We start from the raw sequence: 25,756 nt of genomic DNA, 5'->3' as shown, positions 1-25,756 counted from the left end.
GGAAGACTATCACCTACGCTTCAATCTGTCCATGCGGCTGCGCTGGAGATGCTTGATGTCCGCTATAAAAATTCAGCGGTCATTGCAGATACAAAAGCGGCCATTCCGCTTCCGCCCCAATTGCGGACTTTTCTCAGCCAATCAAACTTTACGAATTGCTGCCATTCGATGAAAGGCTCAGGCACCGACTAGCGATCAACAACATCGTCTTTCATCGGAGCCAACTTCGCTAGAAAGCGGTTTTGCAGCGAGAAGGCAATATTTTCCTCATCCATCACGTTCTGCAGAATTTCGACCAGCGCATTGAGGTCGGCCATTTGCGTTCCGAGATTCTTGTGGGCGCTGCGCATGTCACGTCCGGTGTAGTTGCAACCTGCATTTAAAATGTAGCAGAATTGTTCGAACAGGGTCCGGCGAAGGCGCGCGATATCCTGGCCTTTGAATATTTCCTCAATTCGCGGATCACTGGTGATACCGACAACCAGATTGTCGGTTATTCGCTTTATACCCTCTTTGCCACCGAAAGCCTTTGCCATCTTGTCGCCCTCGAATGGCTTCGCGCCAGCGTTGGCATTGTCCTGTTGATACGGATCAACAGACAATTCACCCGTGACCGAATCGCCAACAAGGCCCGCGTTCGCGGGAACATCTTGAAGAGAAAGAGCAAGGGCAAGCGATAGAAGCATAATTTGACCTTCGTTAAAAAGAAGCGCGCAGTGAAACTAGCCCGCCGCGCTGTTCTTCGGATGTCGCGACCGAGCCAAGATCGACATAGGCAGCAGCTACGGTCAGATTCCGATTGATCGCATAGGCCGCGAACAGATCATACCAGTCATCTTCGGTGGCTATCGATAAATTGTCCGGCTTGGTGCGATACTCCCCACCAATCACCAACTTGCGGGACAGTTGATAGCCGAGGCTGCCCTCAAACTGCAGACCATAATCATTGTTTTTGTCCCCGCCAAAGCCGAGCAGCCCGCCTTGGTTAGCCTTGGTGTAACGGGCTGTGGCACCGATCAAAATGCTGTGCGACAGGAATAATTTCGTGGCGCTGACATAGAAATCCGTGCCTTCGGAATCTATTGCACCGACCGCTTTGGTTACCTGACTGTCGAGATTGCGCTTGTGCTGGATGCCCACCGCGATTTGCGGGATCAGCGGGTCGCCGTAAACAGCATCCCCGGCAACGCGCAATTTTGCCCCATAAATATCTTGATTCAATTGATAACCGTAACCGAGACCCAGTGCCTGGCCGATAGCCTTCGTATTCAACGCCTGCCGTGCATAACTTAGTTCAACCCGATTGAATAACCCGACTGCCAATCCTTCGCTGTCCAGACGGTAATCCTTAAATTCGGCGACCGTTGCATGAACCGACCCACCGATGCCGTCGCGGGTCTCATTGCCTGCAATCAGGCTCCAGCTTGCTAGTCCGCCGCCGCTCGACCCTTCTAACGATGCAATGCCGTTGGTTAGAAGAAGCTTGCCGCCTTGCCGCAATTCTTCTGCGGCGACCGATGGGGCGATGCTGGTGATCATGGCTGCCATTGTGATGGACAGAGGGCGAAATGTTCTTTTCATTACGATCTCGGGTTAATCAAACAGGGTTAAAAGTGAGTTAAGCTCGTTCGGAGCGGAACATGAAACGATGAAAAATATATCTTTTTGCGAGCGATTCCTGGGGAATATTATAAATTTGGTAAGAAGACGCCGGTAAGCGATCAAATATGAAAATAGCCAGTGCACCGATTCTAGCCATCGCAATCTCCTTTGCCGTCCTCGCCGGCGGGCTGACGGTTTCCAGTCAAGCGGCCGGCAGCGGCACATTGGCGATCGCGATCAAGGATGATCAGGGGATGCCGGTGCGGGATGCAGTGGTTATGGTCTATCCGGCCACCGGCATCGCAGGCGGTAGTTTCAAATTCGACGGCAATGGAGTGATGCAGCAGCGCAATATCCAGTTTGACCCTGGCACGCTGATCGTCGCCAAGGGCACGAATGTAAGTTTCCCGAACCGTGATCGCGTCCGCCATAATGTCTATAGCTTTTCCGAGGCCGGCAAATTTGAAATGAAATTATACGGCAAAGACGAATCGCGTTCGCAGAGATTCTCGATAGTCGGCACGGTCGCGCTGGGATGCAATATACACGACGAAATGAAGGGATATATCAAGGTCGTCGATACGCCCTATGCTGCCAAGACCGATCATAATGGCCTGCTGCAAATTGGCGGCCTGCCAGCCGGCTTCGCGCGGGTGAAAGTCTGGCATCCGAATAACCGGGTGCGTGGCGGAGAAACAGAATTCTCCTTTCCCATCAACGGCAGTGGTTTGACCAAAAAAACCATGACGTTGAAATTGAGGAAATAGACCTGTGAAGAAAATTCATCGTCTCTTGCGCTTTGGTTCGCTGTCGGTCCGCATCGCGGTGCTGTATTCGGCGCTTTTTGTCCTGACATTCGGTGCCCTTGTCGCGGTCGCGATGGGCGGGATCGAGCGCTATGCCTCGGGCCAGATTTCCGATGAGATGACAGCCAACTCCAATGCATTCAAAAAAGTATTGGAGTTGGAATCCAAACGCATGGCGACCGCGGCGGATATTCTGGCTGCCGATTTCGGTTTCCGCGAGGCCGTTGCGTTGGGCGATAAACCGACATTGGCGAGTGCCTTGGTCAGCTTGCGCAATCGGCTGGATGTCCCAAATGCATTCATTATGACGCTGGATGGTGCGACTATCGGCCTCGAACAGGCAATGCAGGAAGCAGAGTCGGATAGTATCTGGAACGCTCTCGACGAAGGCGCACGAAACGGACTGGTAAAAATCGGGGGCGAATATCAGGGGATCGTCGCTGCCCCTGTCGAAGCCCCGAACCTGTTCGGCTGGCTTGTTGTCGGCAAGCCGCTCAACAAGGCAGAAATGCAAAGCCTAGCGGAACTCGCTCCTATCAACCTGACTGCAAAAGTCATCGATGAACCTGTGCTGCCAAGCCCGTTGGTTGCCAAGAACGGAGAGCAGATAGAGCTGCTCGAAAACGGCGAACGGATATTATATCGCGTTTCTGCCTTGCCTTCGCTCGGCACGAACCAAAAGCCGACTCTGCTTCTGCGCCACTCGCTGAGCGAGGCGTTGCTCGCCTATCGTCCTATTAGCTGGATCCTGAGTATATTGGCGCTGGTCGGACTTGGAATTATCATATCTGCAGGCTGGGCCCTGGCCAAAGGAATTACCCGTCCTATAGCTCGACTGGAACAGGCTGCTCGCCAGATTAGCGCTGGCGAAAGAACCAAAGTCCGCGTCAATTCCAAAGACGAAATCGGTCGGTTGGCAGAGAGCTTCAACGATATGGTCGACGCTATTGTCGAGCGTGAGGGCGAGATTTCCCATATCGCCCTTCACGACGCTTTAACCGGCCTCCCAAATCGCAAATATTATCGGGATCAGCTGGATATCGCGCTCAAACGGGCGGGGGAGGACGAGCTGGTTGCGGTTTTCTATCTTGATCTTGATAATTTCAAATCGGTCAACGATACGCTTGGCCATCCGGTCGGCGACGGTTTGTTGAAGCAAGTCTCTTCGCGCATGGAAGGTCTACTGGATGGCCATCTTATTGCCCGCCTCGGTGGTGATGAGTTCGCGGTGCTGGTCGATGGTGTCGACAGTGTGGATGCAATTACGAAAATCGCCGAAAGTCTTGAAAAATCCTTTGCCGACAGATTCGAGTTTGATGGTCATATCATGCCGACAACGACAAGCATCGGGATAGCTGTTGCTCCTCATGATGGCACTGAATCTGACATTTTGATGAAAAACGCTGATCTCGCGCTTTATCGAGCAAAGCATGAAGGCAAAGGCCAATATCACTATTTCGAACAGGAAATGGATGAGCTTGCTCGGAAGCGCCGGGAAACCGAAATCGATCTTAAGCTGGCGATCGAGCACGGCCAGTTCGAGCTATATTATCAGCCGTTGTTCAATACCGAAGAACAGAAAATAAACGGCTTCGAGGCGTTGATCCGTTGGAACCATCCCACCCGCGGCCTTGTGTCTCCGCTCGACTTCATCCCGCTTGCCGAAGAAACCGGCCTGATCGTCCAAATTGGCGAATGGGTGATTAAAGAAGCCTGCCATCAGGCAGCAACGTGGCCCGAACATATCCGGGTGGCGATAAATATATCACCAGTCCAGTTTCGGACCAAAGGCCTCCAATCGGTTCTAATACAGGCGCTGACCCAGTCCGGCTTGTCACCACAGCGGCTTGAGCTCGAGATTACCGAATCACTATTGATCGATAATGTCGCGGAAACCCTGCAGGCGTTACACAGCTTGCGGGAAATGGGGGTCCGAGTTGCTCTCGACGATTTCGGCACCGGCTATTCGTCCCTCAGTTATTTGCGCAGCTTTCCGTTCGACAAGATCAAAATCGACCGCAGTTTCGTGGTCGATATCATGTCTGATAAAGGCAGCGCGGCTATCATTCAGGCAATTACCGGCCTTGCCGCTGCTTTGGGGATGGAAACCATTGCGGAAGGCGTGGAACTGGAAGAGCAAGTCGAGATGCTTCTTAAAAACGGCTGCAACAACATCCAAGGCTTCTTGTTGAGTCGTCCGGTGCCTGTGGCTGAAGTCGACGCGTTGATCACGGCCCTTTCGGGAAAGAGCCGCGACCGCAAGGTTGCATAGCTGCTGCTACGCATCATTTCGTTCGAGTGAAATGAAAATCGGTATCTGTCCGGCTTGATCATATCTCTATCGATCCACGTAGCTGGCGCAACTGGAACTAGATGGCGGCTTTTAGCTTAAGTCATTTAAAACCAGTCAGTCCGCAAACCACCCAGTTGCCGTCATTATGGTGTAAGCGCAGCGAATTCAGGCAATGGCCGCTTTCAGGCACGAACTTCTTCCTTCGGAATGGCGACAATTGGGCGCGAAGCGGACATAGGATTTGCCCAGTAGGAATGACCGCTAATGGGGCGTTTGCAGACCAGCCGCTTTTATTTCCCATTCAATCAGTCGAATGACCGAAATTGGGTGGCAAGCGGTCGTTCTAGGGTGCCCTCAAACGCCAGATTAGGCCATGAGGAGAACGAACGAAAGAAGCCCGACCGGCAAGAGAGCACCAATCACTGCAACCACTCCGAGTATGCCGGAAGCTGGTTTAGTGCCTCGAAAGTCCGCAACTGCTTTGCGGCAGCAGTAGATGACCGTCCATAAAAGCAGAACTATCGAAAACACGGTCAAGGCAATCATGAGGGAGTATTGCCAGAAAAAGGGGACGTCCGCTATTGGGGCGCTTGCCGACAGACAGCTTTGTGGGTCACATTGACCGCTTCGGTTAAATCCTGCATCGGCTGGTGGTAACGTCGGAAAGGACCCCTATGCCTGACATTCTTTTTCATCAATATGATAGCTCGCCATTTTCGGAGAAGGTGCGCGTTTGTCTTGGCATCAAGAAGCTGGCCTGGGCGGCAGTCGATCAGCCGGTCATCATGCCCAAGCCTGAACTCGTGGCGCTGACGGGCGGCTATCGCCGTATTCCGGTCATGCAGATTGGTGCAGACATTTACTGCGACAGCCAGCTGATTGTCCGGGAACTGGAACGACGCTATCCAGAGCCAACATTGTTTCCGCAGGGCGACCTTGGACTGGCGCATGCCAATGCCATGTGGGCGGACCGCGCGCTGTTCCAGGCAGCGGTGGCGATCATCTTCGGGGGGCTAGGAGACAAAGTTCCGGCTGCCTTTATCAACGACCGCGCAGCCCTTTCCGGACGTCCGTTTGATCCGGCGGCCATGAAGGCGGCTGTACCCCATATGGAAGCGCAGTTGCGGGCACATGTCGCCTTGCTGTCCGATCAGCTTGCGGATGGACGCAAGTTCCTGACCGGCGACCGCGCCGGACTGGTTGATGCCAACGGCTATTATAATTTGTGGTTCATCCGGTCTGCCTATCCCCCGGCGGCAAGCCTGTTCGAGAATATGGCTCACGTGCCTGAATGGCTGGAGCGGGTGACGACGATCGGTCATGGCGAGCGAACGGAGATGAGCCGCGAGGACGCACTCGATATCGCTCGAACATCGGAGCCGATGGCCGGCACGGTTGCGCCCCGGGACGCGGAACTCGAAGGCAAGCAGGTAACCATCGCCGCCGACGACTATGGGCGCGACGCGGTTGCTGGCGTACTGGTCGGCTCGTCCGAACATCATGTCTCGATCCGCCGCGAAGATCCTCTGGCCGGAAAGGTCGTCGTCCATTTCCCGCGCATAGGTTTTTCCGTGCAATATTGACGCAACCTGCAGCTTGCCCTGTAAAAAATCTCAACGCTAGCGCTGCGGGTCGAGCGGCAAAATGCCATCTGTAAAACGGTCGGCAACTGGCTCGACGAAAATCGCAGACAAACCGCTTAACGGTGTCAACGGTCCCGATTGTTGAATGCCCGGACTGGTTGAATGCGCTCATCTGTTTCTTATATTTGATGCACGACAAAAGATGGTCAAAGGATAGAAATATGGCAGGCGGTTGGGCACGCGATGGCGCGGTGCAGGATCAGATTGACGATACGATAGCCGACGCGGTGAAGCGTGCGCGGGCGGATATGCCGTCCGGAGAAGCCTCAAAATATTGCGCGGAATGCGGCGAGGAAATCCCCGAGGCGCGCCGTCTCGCCTTGCCCGGCACGCGAACCTGTGTAGTCTGCCAGTCGGCTCGCGACGCGGACCGGACCAGCGCCGGCATCAACCGGCGCGGCAGCAAGGATAGCCAGCTGCGCTAGGCGGGTGGCCGTTTCACCGACTCAGTCATAACTTGTCTGGCGTATGTCTGGCAGAGCCCGGAAACTACCGGTCTGCGCCGCTGCCCAGAAACGGGCATAAGGTGTTGCTTCCGGCGTATCGATCAGCACATTGGCTTTCAGGAATGGATAGATACGGTCAATGGAACTGGATTTGACCGCATTCAGCCGCTCATGCAGATGGTGGGGCCGGATTTGCGAGGGATTTTCGAGACCCATGGAAACCACGATATCGCGCAAGGCGGCTGCGGTTTCCTTCTGAAACCGGTGCACGCGCTCGGCCTTGTCCTCGACCACCAGACCGCGCTGCCGCGATACGCTCTGGGTCGCGATTCCGGTCGGGCATTTACCGGTATGGCATTGCAGCGACTGGACGCAGCCCAGCGAAAACATAAAGCCGCGCGCGGCGTTGGACCAGTCCGCGCCCAGCGCCGCGTTCATCGCGAGGCTGGCGCCGCTGATCACCTTGCCCGATGCCGCTAGCCGGATATCGCCGCGCAGCCCGGCTCCGATCAGCGCATTATTGACGAGTATCAATCCTTCGCGAAGCGGCATGCCGACGCGGTCGGACAGTTCGACCGGCGCGGCCCCGGTGCCACCCTCGCCGCCGTCGACCACGATGAAGTCGAGCTTGATACCGGTTTCCAGCATCGCTTTCATCACCGCAAAAATCTCGTGCGGCTGACCCACGCATAATTTTATACCCACCGGTTTGCCGCCGGAGAGGGTCCGGAGTTGCTGGACAAAATCGAGCAATTCCAGCGGCGTGGTAAAGGCTGTGTGGGCGGCGGGCGATATGCAGTCCTTGCCCACCGGAACATCGCGCGTTTCCGCGATTTCTGCGGTGACTTTTGCACCGGGAAGCATCCCGCCTTTGCCAGGTTTGGCGCCTTGGCTGAGCTTGATCTCGATCATCTTGATCTGGTCAAGCACAGCCGTTCTGGCGAATTTGTCGGGATCGAAACTGCCATCGTTGGTACGACACCCGAAATAGCCGCTGCCGATTTCCCAGACGATATCTCCGCCATGTTTTGCGTGATAGGGGCTGAAACCGCCTTCGCCGGTGTCGTGATAGAAACCGCCCTGCTGCGCGCCGAGATTCAGGGTTTCGATAGCCTTCGCGCCCAGCGAACCAAAGCTCATCGCCGAAATATTGAGGATCGCTGCCGAATAGGGTTTCTTGCACTGCGACCCGCCGACATCGACCCGGAATTCCTCCGCGGCCCGTTCGTTGGGCATCATCGAATGGTTGAGCCAGTCATATTCTTCGGAATAGACGTTCAACTCCGTGCCGAACGGGTGGGAAGAATTATCACCCTTCGCGCGGGCATAGACCAAAGCCCGATCATTGTGGTTAAACGGCCTGCCGTCGAGATCGCTTTCCACGATATAGGAGCGCAGATAGGGGCGCAGATCTTCAAAAAACCAGCGCATATGCGCGATCACCGGATAGTTGCGGCGCAGCGTATGGCTGGTCTGGACAATATCCCAAAGCGCGACAGCAAGAAGCAGGACGACCGGCGCCAATAGCCAGATCAGCCAGGGGTTTGCCGGTAGCGCGAAACCAAGCAAGGCTGCCGCTGCAACCAGCAATATCGGAACCACAAATCGTACCATTTTCTACTCCGGATATTTCAATTCGATATTTGTCGGCGAACCGATCCGTCATCGGTCATGCATCGATAGCGGACAAGTTCTTTCTCCATGGTCTCAGTCAGGACTTGCAATCGGATCATCGGGCGGCGTGACGCCCACGATGCGCAACATCCGTTCGGTTGCGCTCTGGTCCGGCCGGGCAATAGTCTCGCCGGCGTCCATCCCTGCTGCGACCAGCTGGTTTCTACGCGTATCACCGGAGAAACAGCATAAGGTCGGTTCGTCGAAGACGATCCCCTCCGCCGCCGTCATGATGCGCGTGTTTGCCGTGCACAGGTCAATGGCGATATCGGGTTTCTTTTTTCTGGATCGCATTCTGTAAATGTCCGGATTTTAGATCGGGTAGACCAAGCGGCCAGTATTATTCGTGATGATTATGCCGAGATCGGGAGTTTTCCGAGCAACAACTCCCTGTAAATCATTCTAGCCCTTCACATTCGCCAGCGGTGGAGAGGCGATTCCCTGCCCCGCCACAAATATACCGGCAAAAATCAGTCCGATGCCCGCGATATGGAAAGCATATAGGCGTTCGCCGAGAAACAGCATGGCTAGTCCAGCGCCCATCACCGGCAGAATATTCATGAACTGCCCGGTGGTGGCAGCTCCGATAAGCTCGACACCGCGATTGAAGAACAGATAGGCGAAGAAGGACGGGAAAATGGCGACATAAGCTATCGCGAGTGCGCTCTCGCGGGAGGCAATTATCAAATCCCCGCTGATAATCTCAGCAGCGTAAAAGGGAGTGATGCAGACCAGCCCGATCATCAGGGTTGCCGCGAGAAAACTGAACGGATGAACGTCGGGCCGGTGGCGCAGCATGACCGCATAAACCGACCAGAGCAGCACCGCAAAGGCGATGATCGCATCGCCCCTGTTCAAGTCGAGCGCCATCAATGCCGCAGGATTCCCCTGCGCTATGATAGCCAGAACGCCCGCTAGCGAGATAATCACACCGGCGATCTGCCGGGGGCTGACATGGTCCTTCATCAGCAATGCGGCCACTATAAGGATCAACGCGGGCTGGGCGGCTTGTAACAGCATCGCGTTCAGCGCCATGGTCGACTGGAGGCCGGTATAGAGAAGCGTGTTGAAAGCACCGACACCCAGAGCACCGAGCAGAAACATCATCCGCCAATTTGTCTTGAGTTCCGGCCAGTCGCGCTTGAGATGCGGCCAGGCCAGCGGAAGCATGAGCAGCAACGCCAGGCTCCAGCGCCAGAAAGCAAGCGACGCTGGCGGAATCAAATCCCGGGCGGCCCGACCCACTATACTGTTCCCGGCCCAGAATAGTGCGGTGAACGACAGCAGGACATAAGCATTGGACCATATGGCTGTGCCGGTCCTTCGGATCATGGAAACTGATTGGGAAGCGGTCATGAATGCGCGATCTTACCTTTGCCGTTCTGCCTTTTCGATCCAGATCGAACCGGGAGCCGAATAAGCGCTGCAACAGATTTTTGCCGATTTCGCGATGGCCCGGGGCATCGCTCCTGTTATGATATCCGCACCGATAAGCAAGCTTGCGATTGGCTATCTTCGGTTCACGCCGAATGCCGCCTGAAGCATATCGACTACTTCTTTTCCGCCCCGATCCCCTTGGCCAAGATACCGCTGGCGATTTCCGCGATCTGGACCGGGGATTTTTCCTCTGACCAGATTCCATAGCGCATCCCGAGAAAGACATTCATGCCCATGATGGCCCAAGCGTGGGCCTCCTCCAGTTCACCGCGGAAGTCGCCGGCGGCGGCGCCTTCCTGCAGGCGTTCGTAAATACGCTTGGCGGTCTCTTCATAATGCGAGCGATAGCTGCCCGGATCGACAAATTCGGCTTCGTCGATGATCCGGTAGATTTCCTTATGCTCCCGGGCGAAGGTCATGAACGCCTCGAGCGCTAGTTTCTCCCGCTCCAGCGCATCATGCCATTCGGTCATTGCACCTGCGGCATGAGTCTTCACCCGAGCGCTCATATCCTTGACCAAGGCAGTGAACAGCGCGTCCTTCGAATCGAAATAAGTGTAGAAACTGCCCAGCGCGGTGCCGGCTCGCTGGGTGATCCCGGTGATCGAGGCTTCGTGAAATCCTTTCTCGCCAAATTCCAGCGCCGCCGCGTCGAGCAATTTGCGCTTGGTTTTCAGACCGCGCGCGGTGCGCGGCTGTTTGTCTTTAGACTCAGTATGTTCGGAATATTCAGTGGCCATAAAGTCACGGCTAACGACATTTAACCGGATAAGCAAATTTCTAAGTTGAATGTTGGTTCATGTTTCAATATAGGCCGCTCCACGACCTGGAAATTCCAGGCATAAAATTCAAGGAGGGTGCTTTCATGAAATTCCAGCAAACCGTTAGCTACGCAGCAATTATCACCAGTCTCGCGGGCGGTCTTGTCGCTCCTGCCACCGTCAATGCCCAGACATCCGAATCGGCTGATCAGGACGCCGATGATGGCATTATCATCGTCTCCGCCCGTCGCAGGGACGAACGGCTGATTGATGTTCCGATCGCGATTACCGCTTATTCAGCGGAAAAACTGGAGCAGCAGGGTGCGGTCGACATCACCGACATCGGATTGACGACGCCCAACACGACGCTGGAACCTTCACGCGGCACCAACTCGACACTGTCCGCCTTCATTCGCGGCATTGGCCAGCAGGACCCGGTTTCCGGTTTCGAACAGGGCGTTGGTATCTATCTCGACGACGTCTATCTCAATCGTCCACAGGCGGCCGTGCTGGACATTTATGAAGTCGAACGGATCGAAGTGCTTCGCGGTCCGCAGGGTACGCTTTATGGTCGCAACACCATCGGCGGCGCGGTCAAATATGTCACCAAGCGGCTGCCGGACGAGCCTTCGTTCAAGGCCAAGGCGACCTATGGTACTTATGATCAGGCAGAAGCCGTTGTCACCGCCAGCATGCCGATTTCCGATCTTGTCCGCATCGGCGCATCCGGCGCGCGGCTGTCGCGAGGCGGTTTCGGCGACAATCTGACCAATGGTCTGGAAAATTATAACAAGGATATCTGGGCCGGTCGCGGCACCGTTGAACTGGGTGGCTATGGCGAGCCGGTATTGATCCGGATTTCCGGCGATTATACGAAAGACGAAAGCAATCCGCGCGGCGGCCACCGGTTGATCCCGGGCGCCATTTCCGGTGCACCAGTACTTGCCGACGTGTTTGATACCCGCGGCGGTCTCAACGATCCGGTTCAGGATATCGAGGCTTATGGCCTGTCGATGAACATCACGGCCAATTTGACGGATACGGTCACGCTGCGTTCGATCAGTGCCTGGCGCAAAGACGATACGCTGACACCGATCGATTTTGATGCATTGCCAGCGGTCGATCTCGACGTACCGGGCATCTATCGCAACGAACAGCTCAGTCAGGAATTCCAGTTGCTCTATGAAGGCGACAAGCTCAACGGCCTGATCGGATTCTACTATCTCGATGCCAAAGCTGATACGTTGTTCGATGTTCGGTTGTTCACGACATTCGGCGGTTTCACCGCCTTTACACAAGCTAATGTTGATACCGAAACTTACGCTGTGTTTGGCGATTTCACCTATGACTTTACCGAACAGTTCAGCCTCTCGGTTGGTGGTCGCTATACTTGGGATGAGCGGACAGCCAATATTTTGCGGCAAAATTATCTCGGCGGCGGTTCACCGACATTTGGCGGGGCAGGCATAGCATTTGGCGCCCCGAGCACCAATTTCGAAGGCAGTGCGGATTTCAAGAAATTTACGCCGCGCGCTTCGCTGAGCTTCAAGCCGACACCCGATCACAATATCTACGCAAGCTTCTCGCAAGGCTTCAAAGGCGGCGGATTTGATCCGCGCGGGGTTGGCAATAACGCACCGACCACCAATACAGTTGGCGGACCTAGCGATAGCGAAATAGCTGATTTCCTCAGCTTCAGCCCGGAACAGGTCGACAGCTATGAAGTCGGCTATAAAGGCAGCCTGCTCGATGGTGCGCTCAATGTCGCGGTAGCCGGGTTCTACAGTGATTATACAGATGTCCAGATCCCCGGTTCCGTACCCTGTTTAGACAGCGGACTGGCTTCCTTCTGCGGCGTCATCAGCAACGCCGGCAAGGTTTCGATGAAGGGCATCGAACTGGAAGCAAATGCGCGAGTTGGCCGGGATATGCTGACCAGTGGCGACCAAGTGACCCTGTCCGGCTCGCTGGGTTATATTGACGCCCAATATGATGAATATATCACCAATATCATCTCCACTACTGCTGGCCCCACCTTTGGCAAGCCAGTGCCAACCGACGTTGCGCAATTCCGTTCGGTCCAGAATACACCGGAATGGACCGCGAGCGGCACATTTGCCTATACCACTCCGGTAGGAGAAGGTGATCTCTATCTCGGGACCACATTGTCTTATCGCAGCAAGACAAACCAGTTCGAGATTGCCAATCCCTATATCGATCAAAAGGGCTTTGCCCTTTGGGATGCCAATCTGGTTTACAACGCACCGGACAAGCGCTGGAGCATTGGCCTGCACGGCAAGAATCTGACCAACAAGCGTTACAAGACATCGGGCTATACCTTTGTCGCTGCTGACCCAAGGACCGGCGTTATAACGACCGGTGCCAATGGCCAGCCGATCGGTACGCTTGGACCGGAAGGTACGCTGACCGCATTTTACGGTAACCCGCGTCAGGTCTTCATCTCTGCCGGGGTGAAATTCTGACCGGCGCTTAGGCATAGCTGATGAAATATGCGAGCCATGTCTATCGCAGCGCCGACGACCGGCTGGACCTTTACGCCCGTATCTACGGGAAGGAAGGTCCACCGCTTCTGCTGATGCACGGACTGACCCGGAACAGCGCGGATTTCGAAGCGCTAGCCGGGCATCTCGTTGGGGACTATCAACTGATAGTCCCCGACCAGCGCGGTCGGGGACTATCGGATTACGATCCCAATCCGGAAAATTACACGCCGGCCGTCTATGTCGACGACATGTTCGCGCTGATCGACGGATTACAGCTCGGAACGATGGGCATGATCGGTACGTCGATGGGCGGGCTGATGGCGATAATGATGGCGGCCATGGCTCCCGCACGGTTTGACAGCCTGATATTGAACGATATCGGCCCGGCGGTCGAAGCGACCGGCCTTGCCCGGATACAAAGCTATGTCGGCCAACCTGCGGTTTTTAACAGCTGGCAGCAAGCCGCTGAACATTGTCAGACGGTCCAGAGTGATAACATGATCGGCTACAATGCACAGGACTGGATGGCCTTTGCGCGGCACACTTGCGAAGAAATGCCCGACGGCAAAATTCGCTTCGCTTATGACACGGCAATTTCCGAAGGTCTGTCGGGCAGCGAGCAAACCGTCGTACCGCCGGACCTCTGGCCGACATGGGACATGCTTTCCGCCCTCCCCGCGCTGGTCATTCGCGGCGCGTTGTCAGACATACTTTCCCCCGCTACCGTCACGGAAATGAAACGCCGGCATCCCGATCATTTCAGCGCCGTGGAGATCGCAAATCGCGGACACACCCCGATGCTCGACGAACCCGATGCTTTGGCCGCGATCGACAGCTTCTATACGGAATTAGGAAAATAAATGGCCGGTGAGCAGAGCATGAAGAGCCGGACAACCTCGCCCAATGTCGCGCTCGGCATGTTGCTGCTCGTCTACATCTTCAATTTCGTCGACCGCCAGATACTGGCGATCCTGGCCGGTCCGATCCAGGCGGATCTCGGGCTCAGCGATACCCAGATGGGCCTGCTCGGCGGCGTTGCCTTCGCCTTACTCTATTCGACGCTGGCGGTGCCGCTGGCATGGCTAGCGGACAAGACCAGCCGCAGCTGGGTGATCACCGTTTCGCTGGCGGTATGGAGCGGCTTCACCGCGTTAACCGGCTTGGCGCAGGGCTTCTGGTCGATTTTTCTGATGCGGCTGGGTGTCGGCGTTGGCGAAGCGGGCGGAGTTGCGCCGTCCTATGCCCTGATATCGGACCATTTCCCGAGCGAAAAGCGCGCCCGGGCTCTGGCGATCTATTCACTCGGCATTCCTCTGGGGTCGGCGACTGGAGTCATTGCAGGCGGTTATATCGCCGCGACCGTCGACTGGCGTCTCGCCTTTTTCGTCGTAGGTTTTTCCGGTCTGCTGATCGCGCCATTGTTCAAATTTTTCGTACGCGACAAGGTCAAGGCGCCGGCACCCGCCGAACAGACGGTCGCGCCTTATAGTTTCATGGGAACCGTCCGCATATTGGCGAACAAGAAAGCTTTCTGGCTTCTCGCCTTCGGCGCCGCATCCAGTTCGATGCTCGGCTATGGCATCGCCTTCTGGCTGCCCAGCTTGTTGCAGCGCAGCTTTGGCCTGAGCCTGATCGATACGTCATTATTCTATGGCGCGATCTTGCTGTTCGGCGGGGTTGCCGGTGTGCTTGGCGGCGGCATGATCGGCGACTGGCTCGGCAAAAACAACAAGGCGGCTTATGGCCTGGTTCCGGCTGCTGCCTTCCTACTCGCGGTGCCGTTATTCGCAGCCGGTATCATGAGCGGCTCTGCAACCATCGCCTTCATCCTGTTCCTGATCCCGCAAGCGCTCGCCTATTTCTGGCTCGGCCCCGTCCTCTCGGCGGTTCAGCATCTGGTTCCGGCAGAGTCCCGCGCGACCGCCTCGGCGCTATTCCTGCTGATCAACAATCTGATCGGCATCGGCGGCGGGATATTCTTCCTCGGCGCCTTGTCCGACAGCCTGACACCGATCTACGGTGAAGACGGGCTGCGCTATTCGATGCTCTACTCGCTGGCATTCTATGTCATCGCCGCTGCCTTGATGGCGCTCGCCGCCAAGCCGCTGAAGAGCGAATGGATAGCGGAAGACTGAACGACCACCGCAGGCCGCGTCTGGCCTTCAGTCTTTCATGATCGCATTATATTTGAGCGTCTGCTTTTCCAGCGCCGTTTCGAACGCCTGTTCCATCTTCGCGATGAAGGCGGGAAATCCGCTATCGTCGACAAAAGCCAAAGGATCGCCCGCCGCGAGTTTCTCCTGCTTCGCCGCCATGCCGAAAAACTCGGGATGGTTCGACAGGAAAATATCCGGCTTCCAGTCTTTGGTCAGCGCGAACGTCTTGCGATAGTCATCGACAATGCCTTCATATTGCGCCCCGGTTTTTCCGACAGGTCCGACCAGCCGGTTTGCGGCAACCGAAGCGGAACAGAAAAACAGTGTCTTATAAGGTTTTCGACCCTGATGCGCATCCATCGTCCACGAGGTGCAGCCACGGGTATGGCCGGGGGTCAGATGCGCAGTGAGCGTTACATGACCAAGCTTTACCGTCTCTCCGTCGGCAATGATCCGGTCCACCTTGACCGGTGGGGCGCCCATCGAGGCATCATCCTCCGAGCCGAGATAGAAGCCGCCTTCCAGCGCCGACCGGTCCCCTTCGCTCGCCAGCAGCGTAGCGCCGGTCAATTCCTTCAGTTCGGCAAGACCCCCGCTATGGTCAAGATGGGCGTGGCTGTTGAGCAGAATTTTGACGTCGGCGGGATCATAGCCAAGCTTTACTATATTGTCCCAGACCTGCTTGCCCTGTCCCGGCATCCCGCCATCGATCACGATATGGCCCTGCGCGGTCGGGATGAAGTACATGCCCAGTCCGCGCGTGCCGACAAAGTAAATCCCCCGCTGGCCTTCTCCGACCACGCGAAATGGTTCGATATTTTCAAACCATGTCTGATAAAGTTTCTGGAAGTCGATATCCGGCGCCTCTGCGCTGCTTGCCGTCACAGGGGCGACGGGAGCCGCATTTTCTGCAGGCTCCACCATTGCGCAGGCAGCGAGGCCGCACATCCCGAGCATCAGACCATTTTTGATTTTCCGCATTCGTCCCTCCATTTTTCGCTTCTTATGAAGCGTTGACTGACTATGCCAACCACTATCTTGCGAAAAACTGAACCGTCGCTTCGTCCATCGGGAACATCAATTCGATCCGGACTTCCCCCGCTCTGGTGTCCTGCACCGAACCGAATTGCGCGATCACGGAGAATAGGGAAAGGCGGTTTTCTCCGATCCGGAAGATCGTCGGGATCACTGCCTGATTGAGATTGATAGCGCCCATATCGACATTCCTGACCCGCTCGTGCTCCGCCAGCCGGCTGGCGAAAGCGGACAGATGTTCGTCCCCGCCCAGTTCCAATATCTCGGTACGCAGGCGCGAGAGGGAGAGCACCGCTACCTCGTCCCAGTTCTCGATCAGGTCGAGTCCCGCACTGTTTATCAATATGTCGATCAGGTTGGCGGGTCCGCCGGGACTGGCCAGCGCGAGGAGCATCTGCGCACCCTGGTTGCTGTTGACCACATTCCAGTGGCGGTCGATCGCATAGCCTGGAAACGGATCATGTTGATCCAGCATCGTGGCAATAGCCTGATTGACCGGAGCCAGTTCGGGCGCGTCGTCGGAGAGGCTGGGGTAGACCGGCGCAAAGCCAGCTGCGTTGAGCGCCTGATTGGCGGCCGGTCGCGGCAGTTGCAAGGCTTCGGAAAGGCGCATTACCATGGCCCGGCTGGGATTCGACCGGCCCGATTCCAGAAAGCTCAAATGGCGGGTCGACATTTCCGCTTCCAAACTGAGGTCAAGCTGGCTGAACCGGCGCAGCTTGCGCCAATCCTTCAATATCGCGCCAAATTCGCTGGGCATGATGATCTCCTTCCGCCGTTCGTTGCGTCACCAGGAGATAGCATAGATCAAGCCCCATGCACTTACCCGAGAGGTAATTGTTTTGATCACCGGCGTATGGTTTATGGCAATGGTACAAAGAAGGAGAAGATCATGTCACCCCAAGCCACTGGCCGCTACATCCGTATCGTCGGCAGTTTTTCGATATTTGTCGCTATTCTTTTTGCCTTCGCCGGGGTGAATGACTTTACCGGCGCTAACGATATATTCTTCCACCTCACTTCGTCCGGCGGCAACGGGGTGGCCGGTCTGGACACGCCGGAAGCGAAAATGGCGATGGCGATAGCGGGCGGAGTTTTTGCCGGGATGATGGCGATGTATGTCTTCATCACCGCGCCGGGTGTCGAACAGGGCAGCGAGCTGATCCGCAAGGGTACGATCTACACATTTCTGGTGTGGTTCGCGGTCGACAGCAGCGCATCGGTGGCCTCCGGCAATGCCGCCAATGTCATCCCGAATATGGTGTTTCTGGTCGTCTATATTACGCCATTACTACTGGTGAAACGGACCGCTTGAAAAATCTAGCTCCGGCCGTTCACATCCTTGACCCACGGGCCAAAGGGTGACTCGCCGAGCATCGCGACCTGCGTCTGGGCACTGACCGCGTTGATCGCCTGTTGCGGTTTGCCACCCGGATGGACCGGAAGGCGCAGCTGACGCTTGCCCGGAGCCTTGGCGATCACCGCCGCGATGGCGCGGGGAACATCCATGGGGTCCGACGAACCGCCGCCGTCGCGTAACGCACCAGCGACCAGCGCAGGGTAAGCCGCCTTGCGTTCTTCCGAGGCTTTTTCCAGCATCGGGTCGGTCAGCTTGTTGCCATTGACCCAGATATTGGTCGGGAAGCCGCCGGGCTGGACAATGGTGACGTCGACGCCGTGCGGGACCAGTTCATAAGCCATTTGCTCGCTCATCGATTCCACCGCAAATTTGGTCGAACTGTAGAGCCCCATGCCCGGCACCATCACCCGGCCGAGCTGGGAAGAGACATTGACGATCAGGCCGGATTTTTTGGCACGCATCTTCGGCAATGCGGCGCGGGCGACCCGCTGATAGCCCATCACATTGGTGTTGAAGAGCAGCTGCATCGTTTCGATATCCTGCAGCTCGACCGGAGCACCAGTACCGATCCCGGCATTATTGATGACTACGTCGAGCGCGCCGCCACTCAGCCGTTCGGCCTCGGCGACCGCCGTCTCAACCGATTCATCGGACAATACGTCGAGTTCGAGAATAGTGATATCGAGCTTGCCCGCCTGGGCGGACTTGGCCAATGCGATCCCTTCGGCGCGCGGAAGATTGCGCATCGTGGCAAAAACCTTCGCGCCCAGCTGGGCATAAAGGACCGCACCGAGATTACCGAAGCCCGAAGAACAGCCGGTGATCAATATCGACTTGCCGGTCAAATCCGGCTTGCTCTCGGCAGCGGCACTCACCGGACCTGCGGAGAGCGCAGCACCGGTAGCAGCGGTGGCAGCAAGCAATTGACGACGGTTGAAAGATGGCATGCGGCTTTGTTCGGTCATTGTCGGACTCCTCAATATCAAATTTCATGCTACACGATCCCAATACAAGTTCCAGAAGGAAACTGGAACAAGGAGAGCGAGATGCAGATTTCAAAAGCCAGCGAAGCGGTCGGCGCGATCGTCGAAGATGTTGATGTGACGAAATTGAGTGATCAACAATTTGCAGAAGTCCGTGCCGCTTTTCGCGACCATGGCGCACTGTTCTTCCGCGACCAGAACCTGTCCCCCGAAGCACATATCGCCTTTGCCGAGCGCTGGGGTCCGATTGATCTGAACCGCTTTTTCAAACGCCGCGAAGGCTATCCCGAAATAGCCGAAGTACTCAAGGAAGCCGACCAGCAGCTCAATATCGGCGGCGGCTGGCACACCGATCACAGCTATGACGAAGCACCCGCCATGGGGTCGATCCTCTACGCGCTGGAAATCCCGCCAAGCGGCGGTGATACTCTGTTTGCGGGCATGGCAGCCGCCTATGCAGCGCTCGATGATGACATGAAAGCACGGATCGGCAATCTGAAAGCGCGCCACGGCAATGCCCATGTCTTTGGCGAGGAAAGCGAATATCGCAAGGCTATCGGCGACCGCTATACCAATGCCGATCAGGCCGGTCAGACGGCGATCCACCCGGTGGTGCTGACCCATCCCGACAGCGGTTTGAAAGGTCTCTACGTCAATCCCGGCTTCACCTTGGAAATTGTCGATCTGGAACCCGAGGAGAGCACGGATCTACTGCAACAGCTATACGCCCATATCATGCAGGACCGCTTCCACTACCGCCACAAATGGCGTGCCGGGGATCTGGCGATTTGGGACAATAGGTCGACCTGGCATTATGCGCTGAACGACTATCACGGCCACCGGCGCTATCTCAACCGGATCACAATCGAGGGCGTGACTCTGGGGTAGCATACCCCATAATGGCGGCACCGGGAGATATGGTGCAGCCATTCATTCCGGTTTTTGGGCCTGATATCGGTATATTCACCCGTGCTTGCGGTTGAACTCTATCGGGGGCTGGCAATCGAGTTCAGCACGCAAAAATATCTCGGTCTCGTAAGCCGACATCGGGTGCGAGAAATGATATCCTTGATATGCTGTACAACCAATCTGCTCCATGGCCTGCAAGGCAGGTTCGTCTTCTATCCCCTCGGCCACGGTGCTCAGGTCCAGACTCTTGGCCAGATCAACAATCGCTTCCACGATCCTGCGGCTTCTGTCGTTGCTGCAAATTTTCTGAACATATGATTTGTCCAGTTTCAATCCGGTAATCGGCAGGTGGTCAAGGTGGGTGATCGACGAAAATCCCGTACCGAAATCGTCGAGCAAAACCTTGATGCCCAAGGCTCTTATTGCGGTCAAACTGTCCAGCAAGGCCTGATTATCGACGTTGAGAATAGAGTTTTCGGTAATTTCCAAACATAGATATTTGGGCAGAAGAACATCGGCAGTGGAACGCGCCATCAGATCCGCCAGAAAAGACGGATTGAGCAGATCACTGGCCTCCACATTGATATTGACCTGGCAGATCGGGATCCCGGCTTCAAACCACTCGATCATGGTATTGGTCACGGCCTTGAGCATATATCGACTCAATTGCAGACTCAGGTCTTTGTCATCAAACACCTTGCTGAAATCGCCGGGAACCAACAAGCCGCGCTCCGGATGCTCCCATCTGGCCAGGGCCTCTAGGCTGTGAATTTTTCGAGCCTTGGTATCAATAATCGGCTGGAAAAACGGTTTGATCTGACCTTCCGAAATCGCGGTCTGGAATTCGGTAAACAGATTCAGCCCGCACTCATATTCTATACCCAGCTCGGAATCGTAAAAATCAATCCTGTCATTGTTGTTATTTTTCGAACGAAGCAGCGCCAGATCCGCGCGTTTCAAAAGATTCCGATAGGAATATGCATCGGTAGGATATTGCGCGGCACCTGCGCTGAAACCGATCGACAGATTTTGATCACCGACTCGGACTTCGAAGATTCTTTCATTGATGATCCGCTGCAAATTCGCAGCAGTCGGCTGTCGGTCAGACTGGCAGGAGATCAAAATTGCAAATTCATCGCCACCCAATCGAGAGACGATGGCATCATCACCAAGAATATCTTTTACAAAATCTGCAAATTTGACCAGGACCGCGTCACCGACATCATGCCCGTAAATATCATTTACCAGCTTGAATTTATCAATATCGCACATCAACAGCCAAAAGAGTTGATCGGGCTCGTCGATCATCCTTTGCTCGACGATTTTCTTGAACTCATCCCGGTTGGGCAAAGAAGTCAGGGTGTCGTGAACCGCCCGAAACTCTGCGGCTCTTCGTGCCGCACTCAGCTCATGCCGCTTCTTGCGTAATTCCGATATATCAATGCCCACGCCCGCAATAGCGATGTTGCCGATCGGATGATGGGTTATTCTGCAGAGCCTTCCCTCGCTGGCGTGGATAAGCTTCGGCTTTTTCTGGTGCAGGCCGTCGAAGACTTCATACAGATTACTCTCCAGATCAGCATCGGAGATTTCGGGCGCGAGGGCCCTGATCTGCTCTATTGTTGCAGCTTCCAGCGACCGGCCCCTTGCCATTTCTGTGTAAGTCACCGGCCAATATGATCGCGCCGCCGCATTGGCATAAATCAGCGAGAGATTTTTACCATATAATGTGATCGGGGATTCTGCGAGATCAAGCGCTACGCCCAACAGGCGCAGTTCGTCGATGGTCAGACCCTGACTGGTGTCCGACCGATTGACCGGCTCGAAGCCTGTCTCCGCGCTATTGTCCGCGTCACTGCTAGCATGACCAATGAACAATCCCCGAAACGATGCCCAGAAAGATTTGAACGCAATCATGTCAAAGCTGTGTTTCATTCCGGTTTTTTCTGATGATCGGCATCCATGTCAGGTCCCGAAGCATTGATGAGAGCGCTGCTGAAATTTCGCGAATTGCATGTCACTCAATTTCCAACTCCTCTCAATCTGTCTCTTATGGTTACGGCTCCAACCCGGAGTCATTAAACATTTGCTTGAATTTCCGCGGTGTCGGGGAGCGATAGCAAAGCCGGTCGGACTGCTCGTCCAGAGAGCTTGCATTGGATCAACGGCGCTGAACCATCTGAAGCGACGTGCACAGGCAGCAGGCCGCCATCCATCCGGCAGTGATCAGCGTGGCAAGGAACCGGTTTCTACCGGCTTGTCGGATCGCTGCCGCAATTCCAGTTCATCGATCACCAGTTGAGCCAATTGACTCAGCAGCTCGATCGCCTTGTCATCGAATTTCCGTGGCGCGGTATCGATCGCACACAGGGTTCCAATATTATATCCGTCGGGTGACACGAGCGGCACGCCGAGATAGCTTCTTATGTTGGGATCACCGAGAACGAGGGGATTTTGACTGAAGCGAGGGTCCTCAAACGCATCTTCAACGATCATCGGTATGATGCCTTGAATAGTATGAGCGCAGAAAGCCATGTCCCGCGGCGTTTCATTTACATCAAGACCCCGCTGGGATTTGAACCATTGCCGTTCGGCATCGACCAGAGAAATGGCCGTTATCGGGCAATTCAGGGCCATTTCGACAACCTTGGTTATGCGATCAAATCGTTCTTCATGCCCTGTATCGAGAATGTCATAGCGATTTAGGGCGGCAAGCCTGCCGACCTCATCGTCGAGTATTGTGACTAGGCCCATTTGCCTTGTTCCCGTTGTTGCAGTTTGATCAATGTCTAATGACGGCCAATCTGACCCTCTGTTAAGCGCCCAAGATCAAAGCGAGCGGGAGAAAGGCCACCCGCGTTAAATATGGACCGCAATTGCCGTATCAAACTGGGCGTGCCTTTTGGCACAGCTAAATTTTGCATTTGATGCTGGTTCGCAATCTCGCTGTTGCCCGGCCAGAAAAGGAAATGTCCGATGGCACGAGTGATGATAGCCGACAGTGATGCGCCATGCGGGAACCAGGCCCATGGATCAATGCGAACCGGGACATGATTGTGAACAGTTTCTCTCAACACGCCTCGATCTGGAAACATGCCAGAGAAAACTGGACCCTTGCTGTCCTTTCTCTGATCGGGCTTGTGATGCTGTTCGGGATGACGATCTGGATGTGGAATATAACCACCGTCACGAGCTACGAACGCAATCTGGCGATTTTCGACACGCTAACCCAGGATAATGAACATGCCATGCGGGGCCGGATCGACCTGTATCGGCAAAGTCTGGATGGCGGCGCGGCCCTATTTGAAGCGACTGAGGTTGTCTCGCTCGATGAATGGAAATCCTATGTAGAGGTTTTGCGTATCGAGGAGACGCTTCCCGGCATCAACGGCATTGGCTTCATCATGCCCGTTCAGCGGTCCAGATTAGCGGATTATCTCGAATTCGTCCGCAACAATGGGGCTGGTAATATCATTATCCATCCGGTCACTGACTCACCTGAAATTTTGTCGATTACCTATATCGAACCGGTGGAACCGAACAAGGAAGCGGTCGGTCTGGATATCGGGTTCGAGGCCAATCGCCGCAATGCCGCTTATCAAGCAAGGGACACCGGCAAAGCAACAGTTACACGGCGTATCACTCTGGTCCAGGACAACACAAAAAGCAGCGGTTTTCTGCTGTTGCGGCCGATGTATGACCAAGGCCGGATCCCGGAAACCGAGGAGCTGCGCCGGGCTGCTTTTCGCGGCTGGATCTACGCTCCGTTCATCGCTTCGCGTTTCATGGCAGGTCTTACAAAAAGTCAGGGCAAGGACTTTGATATAGAAGTTTACGACGGCAACGAGATGCGTGAAGCCAATTTGATATTCGCGAGCAAAGATGGTGAAACGGCGGATCGCAAGCCGCTCTTTTCCATCGTTCGTAGTTTCCCGGTGATGGGGCAGACCTGGACGGTCATCTGGAAAAGTACCCCTGATTTTGAGGCAAGTATAAGCACCAAAGAACCCCTTCTGGTTTTATTCGGGGGCATGACCCTGTCTCTTGCTGTCGTGATCCTGATGTTCATTTATGCGCGACGGGAAGCTTATGTCCGCCACGAAGTGAAAATCAAAACCGGTGAACTGGTGCAAAAAGAACGGGAAGTAAGTCAGGCTCTTGCTGACTCCGAAGCCGCGACCGCGGCCAAGTCGACATTTCTTGCCAATATGAGCCATGAAATTCGCACACCAATGAACGGCGTTATCGGTTTCACCCAATTGCTCGACGACGGCAGACTGGACGACAAACAGCAACGATATGTCCAGATGATATCTGAATCCGGTGCGGTTATGATGAATTTGCTGAACGATATTCTAGACATATCGAAGGTCGACGCGGGATTGATGCAAATGAACATCAGCCCGATAGACGTCCGCCATATTTTGACAAGCTGCATGAAACTGGTTTCACCGACAGCGGAAACCAAACAACTCGACCTGATCGTGACCATCGATCCGTTGCTTCCCGATCTGGTCAACGGCGATGGCCTGAGGTTGCGGCAGGTGATACTCAACTTGCTGGCAAATGCCGTGAAGTTCACGAAAAAAGGGCATGTGCAACTGGAAGCGAATTATCGAACATTTGGTCCCGACGGGACTGATCCAGGCCGACGTTCCGAAATATCGATTTCCGTTACCGATACCGGCATTGGCATAGCGCGCAACCGTCAAGCAGCGGTGTTTGAACCGTTCCAGCAAGCAGATGGCTCCACCGCCCGGAAATATGGTGGTACCGGATTGGGCTTGTCGATCAGTAATCAACTCGTGCAGCTCATGGGCGGCGAAATGCTGATGGAAAGCGAAGTGCTTAAGGGTTCAAGATTCACGATCATAATTCCTGTCGAATCCTGTGATGGAGATAATCGCGGGAACGCAGAGATCAGTACCGATCAGTCGGAAGAACCGGCTCGATCACCGGTGGTGCGCGCCAGAAAGACCAAGATTCTGGTCGCGGAAGATCATGATGTGAACCAGATGCTCCTCTCGGAGATGCTGGTAAATCTTGGGTTCGAATTTGAAATCGCGGAAAATGGCGTCGACGCGGTGGCCATCATCGGTCAGGCGAAACAGGATCAAAGACAGTTTGATCTGGTGCTGATGGATATTCAAATGCCCTATATTGACGGGCTGAAAGCCACTGAGATAATCAGGAATAGCGGGATTTCCGCCGATCAACTGCCCATCATCGCCTTAACCGCAAATGCTTATGCCCAGGACGTCGAGGATTGCCTGGCAGCAGGCATGCAGGCCCATCTGGCGAAACCTTTTTCGATCGAAGACCTGCAGGATCTGATCGCTATCTGGGTTAAAAACGAGGCGGGTGCAAAAGCGGAAAGAGTCAGCAGTTCATCGCTGGTTTGACCCGACAACAGCCTGGATGCATCTTCTGCACCGAATATCCTGTTCTTGCTGGAAGAAGCCGATTTCTGCCAAGGGCGCAAAAGCGGATGGTGTAGCAACCGGTGCTTCCCGCTCCCGCCTTGCAGTTTTGCGACGACTGAGGCAATCAGCGTGACATGGTATCGGGGATCAGGAATTTGAACGAATTGACCGGCCGCTGGCTGGCGCTGATCAAAACCGGTCCGATCATTGCTGGACTTCTTGTAGTTCTGGCCATCGCGGCGCTACAATTTTCCGCGATCCCGGGATTTGATCGTCTGGGCCTGATGGTCTTTGACAGCTATCAAAATGCCGCACCCCGCGCTTATCAGGATGCTGGCGTGCGGATTATCGACATTGACGAGGAATCGGTCGAGCGGCTGGGACAATGGCCATGGTCGCGGACCGAGATCGCCAGGCTGACGCAAAGGCTGTCCGATGCCGGCGCTGCCGCGATTGCCTTCGATATCGTCTTTTCCGAACCCGACCGGACGTCGCCCGGGGAAATTGCCGCGCGTCTGCCGCAGGAAGAAGGTAATGCAGATCTGCTGCGCTCGCTCTCCGACCTGCCCGACAATGACGATATATTGGCGGACAGTTTCGCTCTGGCGCCGGTCGTCGGGGGCTTCTTTCTGTTGCACGAGGACCGGGGCGATCCGATCGAGCTACCGACCGGCTTGGCGGTGCTCGGCTCGTCGCCCAACAGGCAGGTGGAACAATATCAGGG

23 protein-coding genes are annotated in these 25,756 nt (G+C 55.3%); 12 read left to right on the top strand and 11 right to left on the bottom strand.

The genetic code is table 11. The annotated features are described in order from the left end of the window. Positions 1-192, top strand: a 192-nt coding sequence (locus tag V7680_RS07185; protein ID WP_335652604.1) for a hypothetical protein, incomplete at its 5' end; no start/stop codon positions are given. Here the strand turns inward: V7680_RS07185 and V7680_RS07180 are convergent. Together V7680_RS07180 and V7680_RS07175 are read right to left on the bottom strand one after the other, a co-directional pair. Further along, entirely contained in the window at positions 189-686 is a 498-nt protein-coding gene (locus V7680_RS07180; RefSeq protein WP_335652603.1) for a group I truncated hemoglobin, read from the bottom strand. The two genes, V7680_RS07185 and V7680_RS07180, sit on opposite strands and share 4 nt — an antisense overlap. A gap of 13 nt (positions 687-699) precedes the next feature. After that, on the bottom strand, positions 700-1,581 hold the full coding sequence (locus V7680_RS07175; RefSeq protein ID WP_335652602.1) for a DUF3034 family protein: 882 nt from the start codon (positions 1,579-1,581) through the stop codon (positions 700-702). Positions 1,582-1,727: 146 nt separating this feature from the next. Between V7680_RS07175 and V7680_RS07170 the strand changes: the two genes are divergently transcribed. The 4 genes from V7680_RS07170 to V7680_RS07155 all read left to right on the top strand — a co-directional run bounded on the left by V7680_RS07170 (position 1,728) and on the right by V7680_RS07155 (position 6,769). Beyond that, positions 1,728-2,369, top strand: a complete 642-nt coding sequence (locus V7680_RS07170; RefSeq protein ID WP_335652601.1) for a methylamine utilization protein — start codon at positions 1,728-1,730, stop codon at positions 2,367-2,369. Between the two features lie 4 nt (positions 2,370-2,373). Beyond that, complete coding sequence (locus tag V7680_RS07165) at positions 2,374-4,680, top strand: EAL domain-containing protein (protein WP_335652600.1); 2,307 nt, start codon at positions 2,374-2,376, stop codon at positions 4,678-4,680. Between the two features lie 695 nt (positions 4,681-5,375). After that, positions 5,376-6,284: a glutathione S-transferase family protein gene (locus tag V7680_RS07160; protein ID WP_335652599.1), complete on the top strand. Its 909-nt coding sequence runs from the start codon at positions 5,376-5,378 to the stop codon at positions 6,282-6,284. A gap of 221 nt (positions 6,285-6,505) precedes the next feature. Beyond that, on the top strand, positions 6,506-6,769 hold the full coding sequence (locus V7680_RS07155) for a DksA/TraR family C4-type zinc finger protein (RefSeq protein ID WP_335652598.1): 264 nt from the start codon (positions 6,506-6,508) through the stop codon (positions 6,767-6,769). A 21-nt stretch (positions 6,770-6,790) separates the two neighbouring features. Here the strand turns inward: V7680_RS07155 and V7680_RS07150 are convergent, their stop codons facing one another. The 4 genes from V7680_RS07150 to V7680_RS07135 all read right to left on the bottom strand — a co-directional run bounded on the left by V7680_RS07150 (position 6,791) and on the right by V7680_RS07135 (position 10,641). Beyond that, positions 6,791-8,404 (bottom strand): FMN-binding glutamate synthase family protein, encoded by a 1,614-nt coding sequence (locus V7680_RS07150; protein WP_335652597.1) that lies wholly within the window; start codon positions 8,402-8,404, stop codon positions 6,791-6,793. Positions 8,405-8,497: 93 nt separating this feature from the next. Continuing rightward, positions 8,498-8,758, bottom strand: a complete 261-nt coding sequence (locus V7680_RS07145) for a rod shape-determining protein (protein ID WP_335652596.1) — start codon at positions 8,756-8,758, stop codon at positions 8,498-8,500. A gap of 108 nt (positions 8,759-8,866) precedes the next feature. Further along, positions 8,867-9,796 carry a DMT family transporter gene (locus V7680_RS07140; protein ID WP_335652595.1) on the bottom strand — a complete coding sequence of 310 codons (930 nt, stop codon included), beginning with the start codon at positions 9,794-9,796 and terminating at the stop codon, positions 8,867-8,869. 218 nt (positions 9,797-10,014) lie between these two features. After that, positions 10,015-10,641, bottom strand: coding sequence for a TetR/AcrR family transcriptional regulator (locus V7680_RS07135; protein ID WP_335652594.1), 627 nt, complete (start codon positions 10,639-10,641; stop codon positions 10,015-10,017). Positions 10,642-10,766: 125 nt separating this feature from the next. On the opposite strand from V7680_RS07135, the gene V7680_RS07130 reads away from it, so the two are divergent. From V7680_RS07130 to V7680_RS07120, 3 genes are read left to right on the top strand one after another with little or no spacing between them, the layout of a single operon-like run. Next, the gene (locus tag V7680_RS07130) at positions 10,767-13,145 is read left to right on the top strand and encodes a TonB-dependent receptor (protein ID WP_335652593.1); all 2,379 of its coding nucleotides are present in this window, start codon (positions 10,767-10,769) and stop codon (positions 13,143-13,145) included. 20 nt (positions 13,146-13,165) lie between these two features. Then, entirely contained in the window at positions 13,166-14,026 is an 861-nt protein-coding gene (locus V7680_RS07125; protein ID WP_335652592.1) for an alpha/beta fold hydrolase, read from the top strand. Between the two features lie 18 nt (positions 14,027-14,044). Further along, positions 14,045-15,301, top strand: coding sequence for a spinster family MFS transporter (locus V7680_RS07120; RefSeq protein ID WP_335652606.1), 1,257 nt, complete (start codon positions 14,045-14,047; stop codon positions 15,299-15,301). Positions 15,302-15,328: 27 nt separating this feature from the next. On the opposite strand, the gene bla is transcribed toward V7680_RS07120, so the two are convergent. Beyond that, on the bottom strand, positions 15,329-16,303 hold the full coding sequence (gene bla, locus V7680_RS07115) for a subclass B3 metallo-beta-lactamase (RefSeq protein ID WP_335652591.1): 975 nt from the start codon (positions 16,301-16,303) through the stop codon (positions 15,329-15,331). 52 nt (positions 16,304-16,355) lie between these two features. Next, positions 16,356-17,117 (bottom strand): helix-turn-helix domain-containing protein, encoded by a 762-nt coding sequence (locus V7680_RS07110; RefSeq protein WP_335652590.1) that lies wholly within the window; start codon positions 17,115-17,117, stop codon positions 16,356-16,358. A 132-nt stretch (positions 17,118-17,249) separates the two neighbouring features. Here V7680_RS07110 and V7680_RS07105 point away from each other — a divergent pair, with 132 nt between their 5' ends. Next, entirely contained in the window at positions 17,250-17,672 is a 423-nt protein-coding gene (locus V7680_RS07105; RefSeq protein WP_335652589.1) for a hypothetical protein, read from the top strand. A gap of 5 nt (positions 17,673-17,677) precedes the next feature. Here V7680_RS07105 and V7680_RS07100 read toward each other — a convergent pair whose 3' ends face one another. Next, positions 17,678-18,682, bottom strand: coding sequence for an SDR family oxidoreductase (locus V7680_RS07100; protein ID WP_335652588.1), 1,005 nt, complete (start codon positions 18,680-18,682; stop codon positions 17,678-17,680). A gap of 81 nt (positions 18,683-18,763) precedes the next feature. On the opposite strand from V7680_RS07100, the gene V7680_RS07095 reads away from it, so the two are divergent. After that, on the top strand, positions 18,764-19,588 hold the full coding sequence (locus V7680_RS07095; protein WP_335652587.1) for a TauD/TfdA dioxygenase family protein: 825 nt from the start codon (positions 18,764-18,766) through the stop codon (positions 19,586-19,588). A 75-nt stretch (positions 19,589-19,663) separates the two neighbouring features. Here the strand turns inward: V7680_RS07095 and V7680_RS07090 are convergent, their stop codons facing one another. Together V7680_RS07090 and V7680_RS07085 are read right to left on the bottom strand one after the other, a co-directional pair. Beyond that, positions 19,664-21,544, bottom strand: a complete 1,881-nt coding sequence (locus V7680_RS07090; RefSeq protein ID WP_335652586.1) for a putative bifunctional diguanylate cyclase/phosphodiesterase — start codon at positions 21,542-21,544, stop codon at positions 19,664-19,666. Positions 21,545-21,835: 291 nt separating this feature from the next. Then, positions 21,836-22,363: a GAF domain-containing protein gene (locus tag V7680_RS07085; RefSeq protein ID WP_335652585.1), complete on the bottom strand. Its 528-nt coding sequence runs from the start codon at positions 22,361-22,363 to the stop codon at positions 21,836-21,838. 257 nt (positions 22,364-22,620) lie between these two features. Between V7680_RS07085 and V7680_RS07080 the strand changes: the two genes are divergently transcribed. Further along, complete coding sequence (locus V7680_RS07080; RefSeq protein ID WP_335652584.1) at positions 22,621-25,011, top strand: CHASE domain-containing protein; 2,391 nt, start codon at positions 22,621-22,623, stop codon at positions 25,009-25,011. Between the two features lie 176 nt (positions 25,012-25,187). Next, on the top strand, positions 25,188-25,756 hold a 569-nt coding region (locus tag V7680_RS07075; RefSeq protein WP_335652583.1), incomplete at its 3' end, for a CHASE2 domain-containing protein.

It is taken from the genome of Parasphingorhabdus sp., from assembly GCF_036963705.1.
GTDB lineage: Bacteria > Pseudomonadota > Alphaproteobacteria > Sphingomonadales > Sphingomonadaceae > Parasphingorhabdus.
This window is presented reverse-complemented; position numbering and strand designations above follow the sequence as displayed.

Excerpts from the sequence above, each read along its gene's own strand:
- V7680_RS07150 (WP_335652597.1), bottom strand. The coding sequence starts at position 8,404 with ATGGTACGATTTGTGGTTCCGATATTGCTGGTTGCAGCGGCAGCCTTG.
- V7680_RS07090 (WP_335652586.1), bottom strand. The coding sequence starts at position 21,544 with ATGAAACACAGCTTTGACATGATTGCGTTCAAATCTTTCTGGGCATCG.
- V7680_RS07125 (WP_335652592.1), top strand. The coding sequence starts at position 13,166 with ATGAAATATGCGAGCCATGTCTATCGCAGCGCCGACGACCGGCTGGAC.
- V7680_RS07160 (WP_335652599.1), top strand. The coding sequence starts at position 5,376 with ATGCCTGACATTCTTTTTCATCAATATGATAGCTCGCCATTTTCGGAG.
- V7680_RS07135 (WP_335652594.1), bottom strand. The coding sequence starts at position 10,641 with ATGGCCACTGAATATTCCGAACATACTGAGTCTAAAGACAAACAGCCG.
- V7680_RS07155 (WP_335652598.1), top strand. The coding sequence starts at position 6,506 with ATGGCAGGCGGTTGGGCACGCGATGGCGCGGTGCAGGATCAGATTGAC.
- V7680_RS07110 (WP_335652590.1), bottom strand. The coding sequence starts at position 17,117 with ATGCCCAGCGAATTTGGCGCGATATTGAAGGATTGGCGCAAGCTGCGC.
- V7680_RS07170 (WP_335652601.1), top strand. The coding sequence starts at position 1,728 with ATGAAAATAGCCAGTGCACCGATTCTAGCCATCGCAATCTCCTTTGCC.
- V7680_RS07085 (WP_335652585.1), bottom strand. The coding sequence starts at position 22,363 with ATGGGCCTAGTCACAATACTCGACGATGAGGTCGGCAGGCTTGCCGCC.
- bla (WP_335652591.1), bottom strand. The coding sequence starts at position 16,303 with ATGCGGAAAATCAAAAATGGTCTGATGCTCGGGATGTGCGGCCTCGCT.
- V7680_RS07105 (WP_335652589.1), top strand. The coding sequence starts at position 17,250 with ATGTCACCCCAAGCCACTGGCCGCTACATCCGTATCGTCGGCAGTTTT.
- V7680_RS07080 (WP_335652584.1), top strand. The coding sequence starts at position 22,621 with ATGCGGGAACCAGGCCCATGGATCAATGCGAACCGGGACATGATTGTG.
- V7680_RS07140 (WP_335652595.1), bottom strand. The coding sequence starts at position 9,796 with ATGATCCGAAGGACCGGCACAGCCATATGGTCCAATGCTTATGTCCTG.
- V7680_RS07145 (WP_335652596.1), bottom strand. The coding sequence starts at position 8,758 with ATGCGATCCAGAAAAAAGAAACCCGATATCGCCATTGACCTGTGCACG.
- V7680_RS07180 (WP_335652603.1), bottom strand. The coding sequence starts at position 686 with ATGCTTCTATCGCTTGCCCTTGCTCTTTCTCTTCAAGATGTTCCCGCG.
- V7680_RS07120 (WP_335652606.1), top strand. The coding sequence starts at position 14,045 with ATGAAGAGCCGGACAACCTCGCCCAATGTCGCGCTCGGCATGTTGCTG.
- V7680_RS07130 (WP_335652593.1), top strand. The coding sequence starts at position 10,767 with ATGAAATTCCAGCAAACCGTTAGCTACGCAGCAATTATCACCAGTCTC.
- V7680_RS07100 (WP_335652588.1), bottom strand. The coding sequence starts at position 18,682 with ATGACCGAACAAAGCCGCATGCCATCTTTCAACCGTCGTCAATTGCTT.
- V7680_RS07095 (WP_335652587.1), top strand. The coding sequence starts at position 18,764 with ATGCAGATTTCAAAAGCCAGCGAAGCGGTCGGCGCGATCGTCGAAGAT.
- V7680_RS07175 (WP_335652602.1), bottom strand. The coding sequence starts at position 1,581 with ATGAAAAGAACATTTCGCCCTCTGTCCATCACAATGGCAGCCATGATC.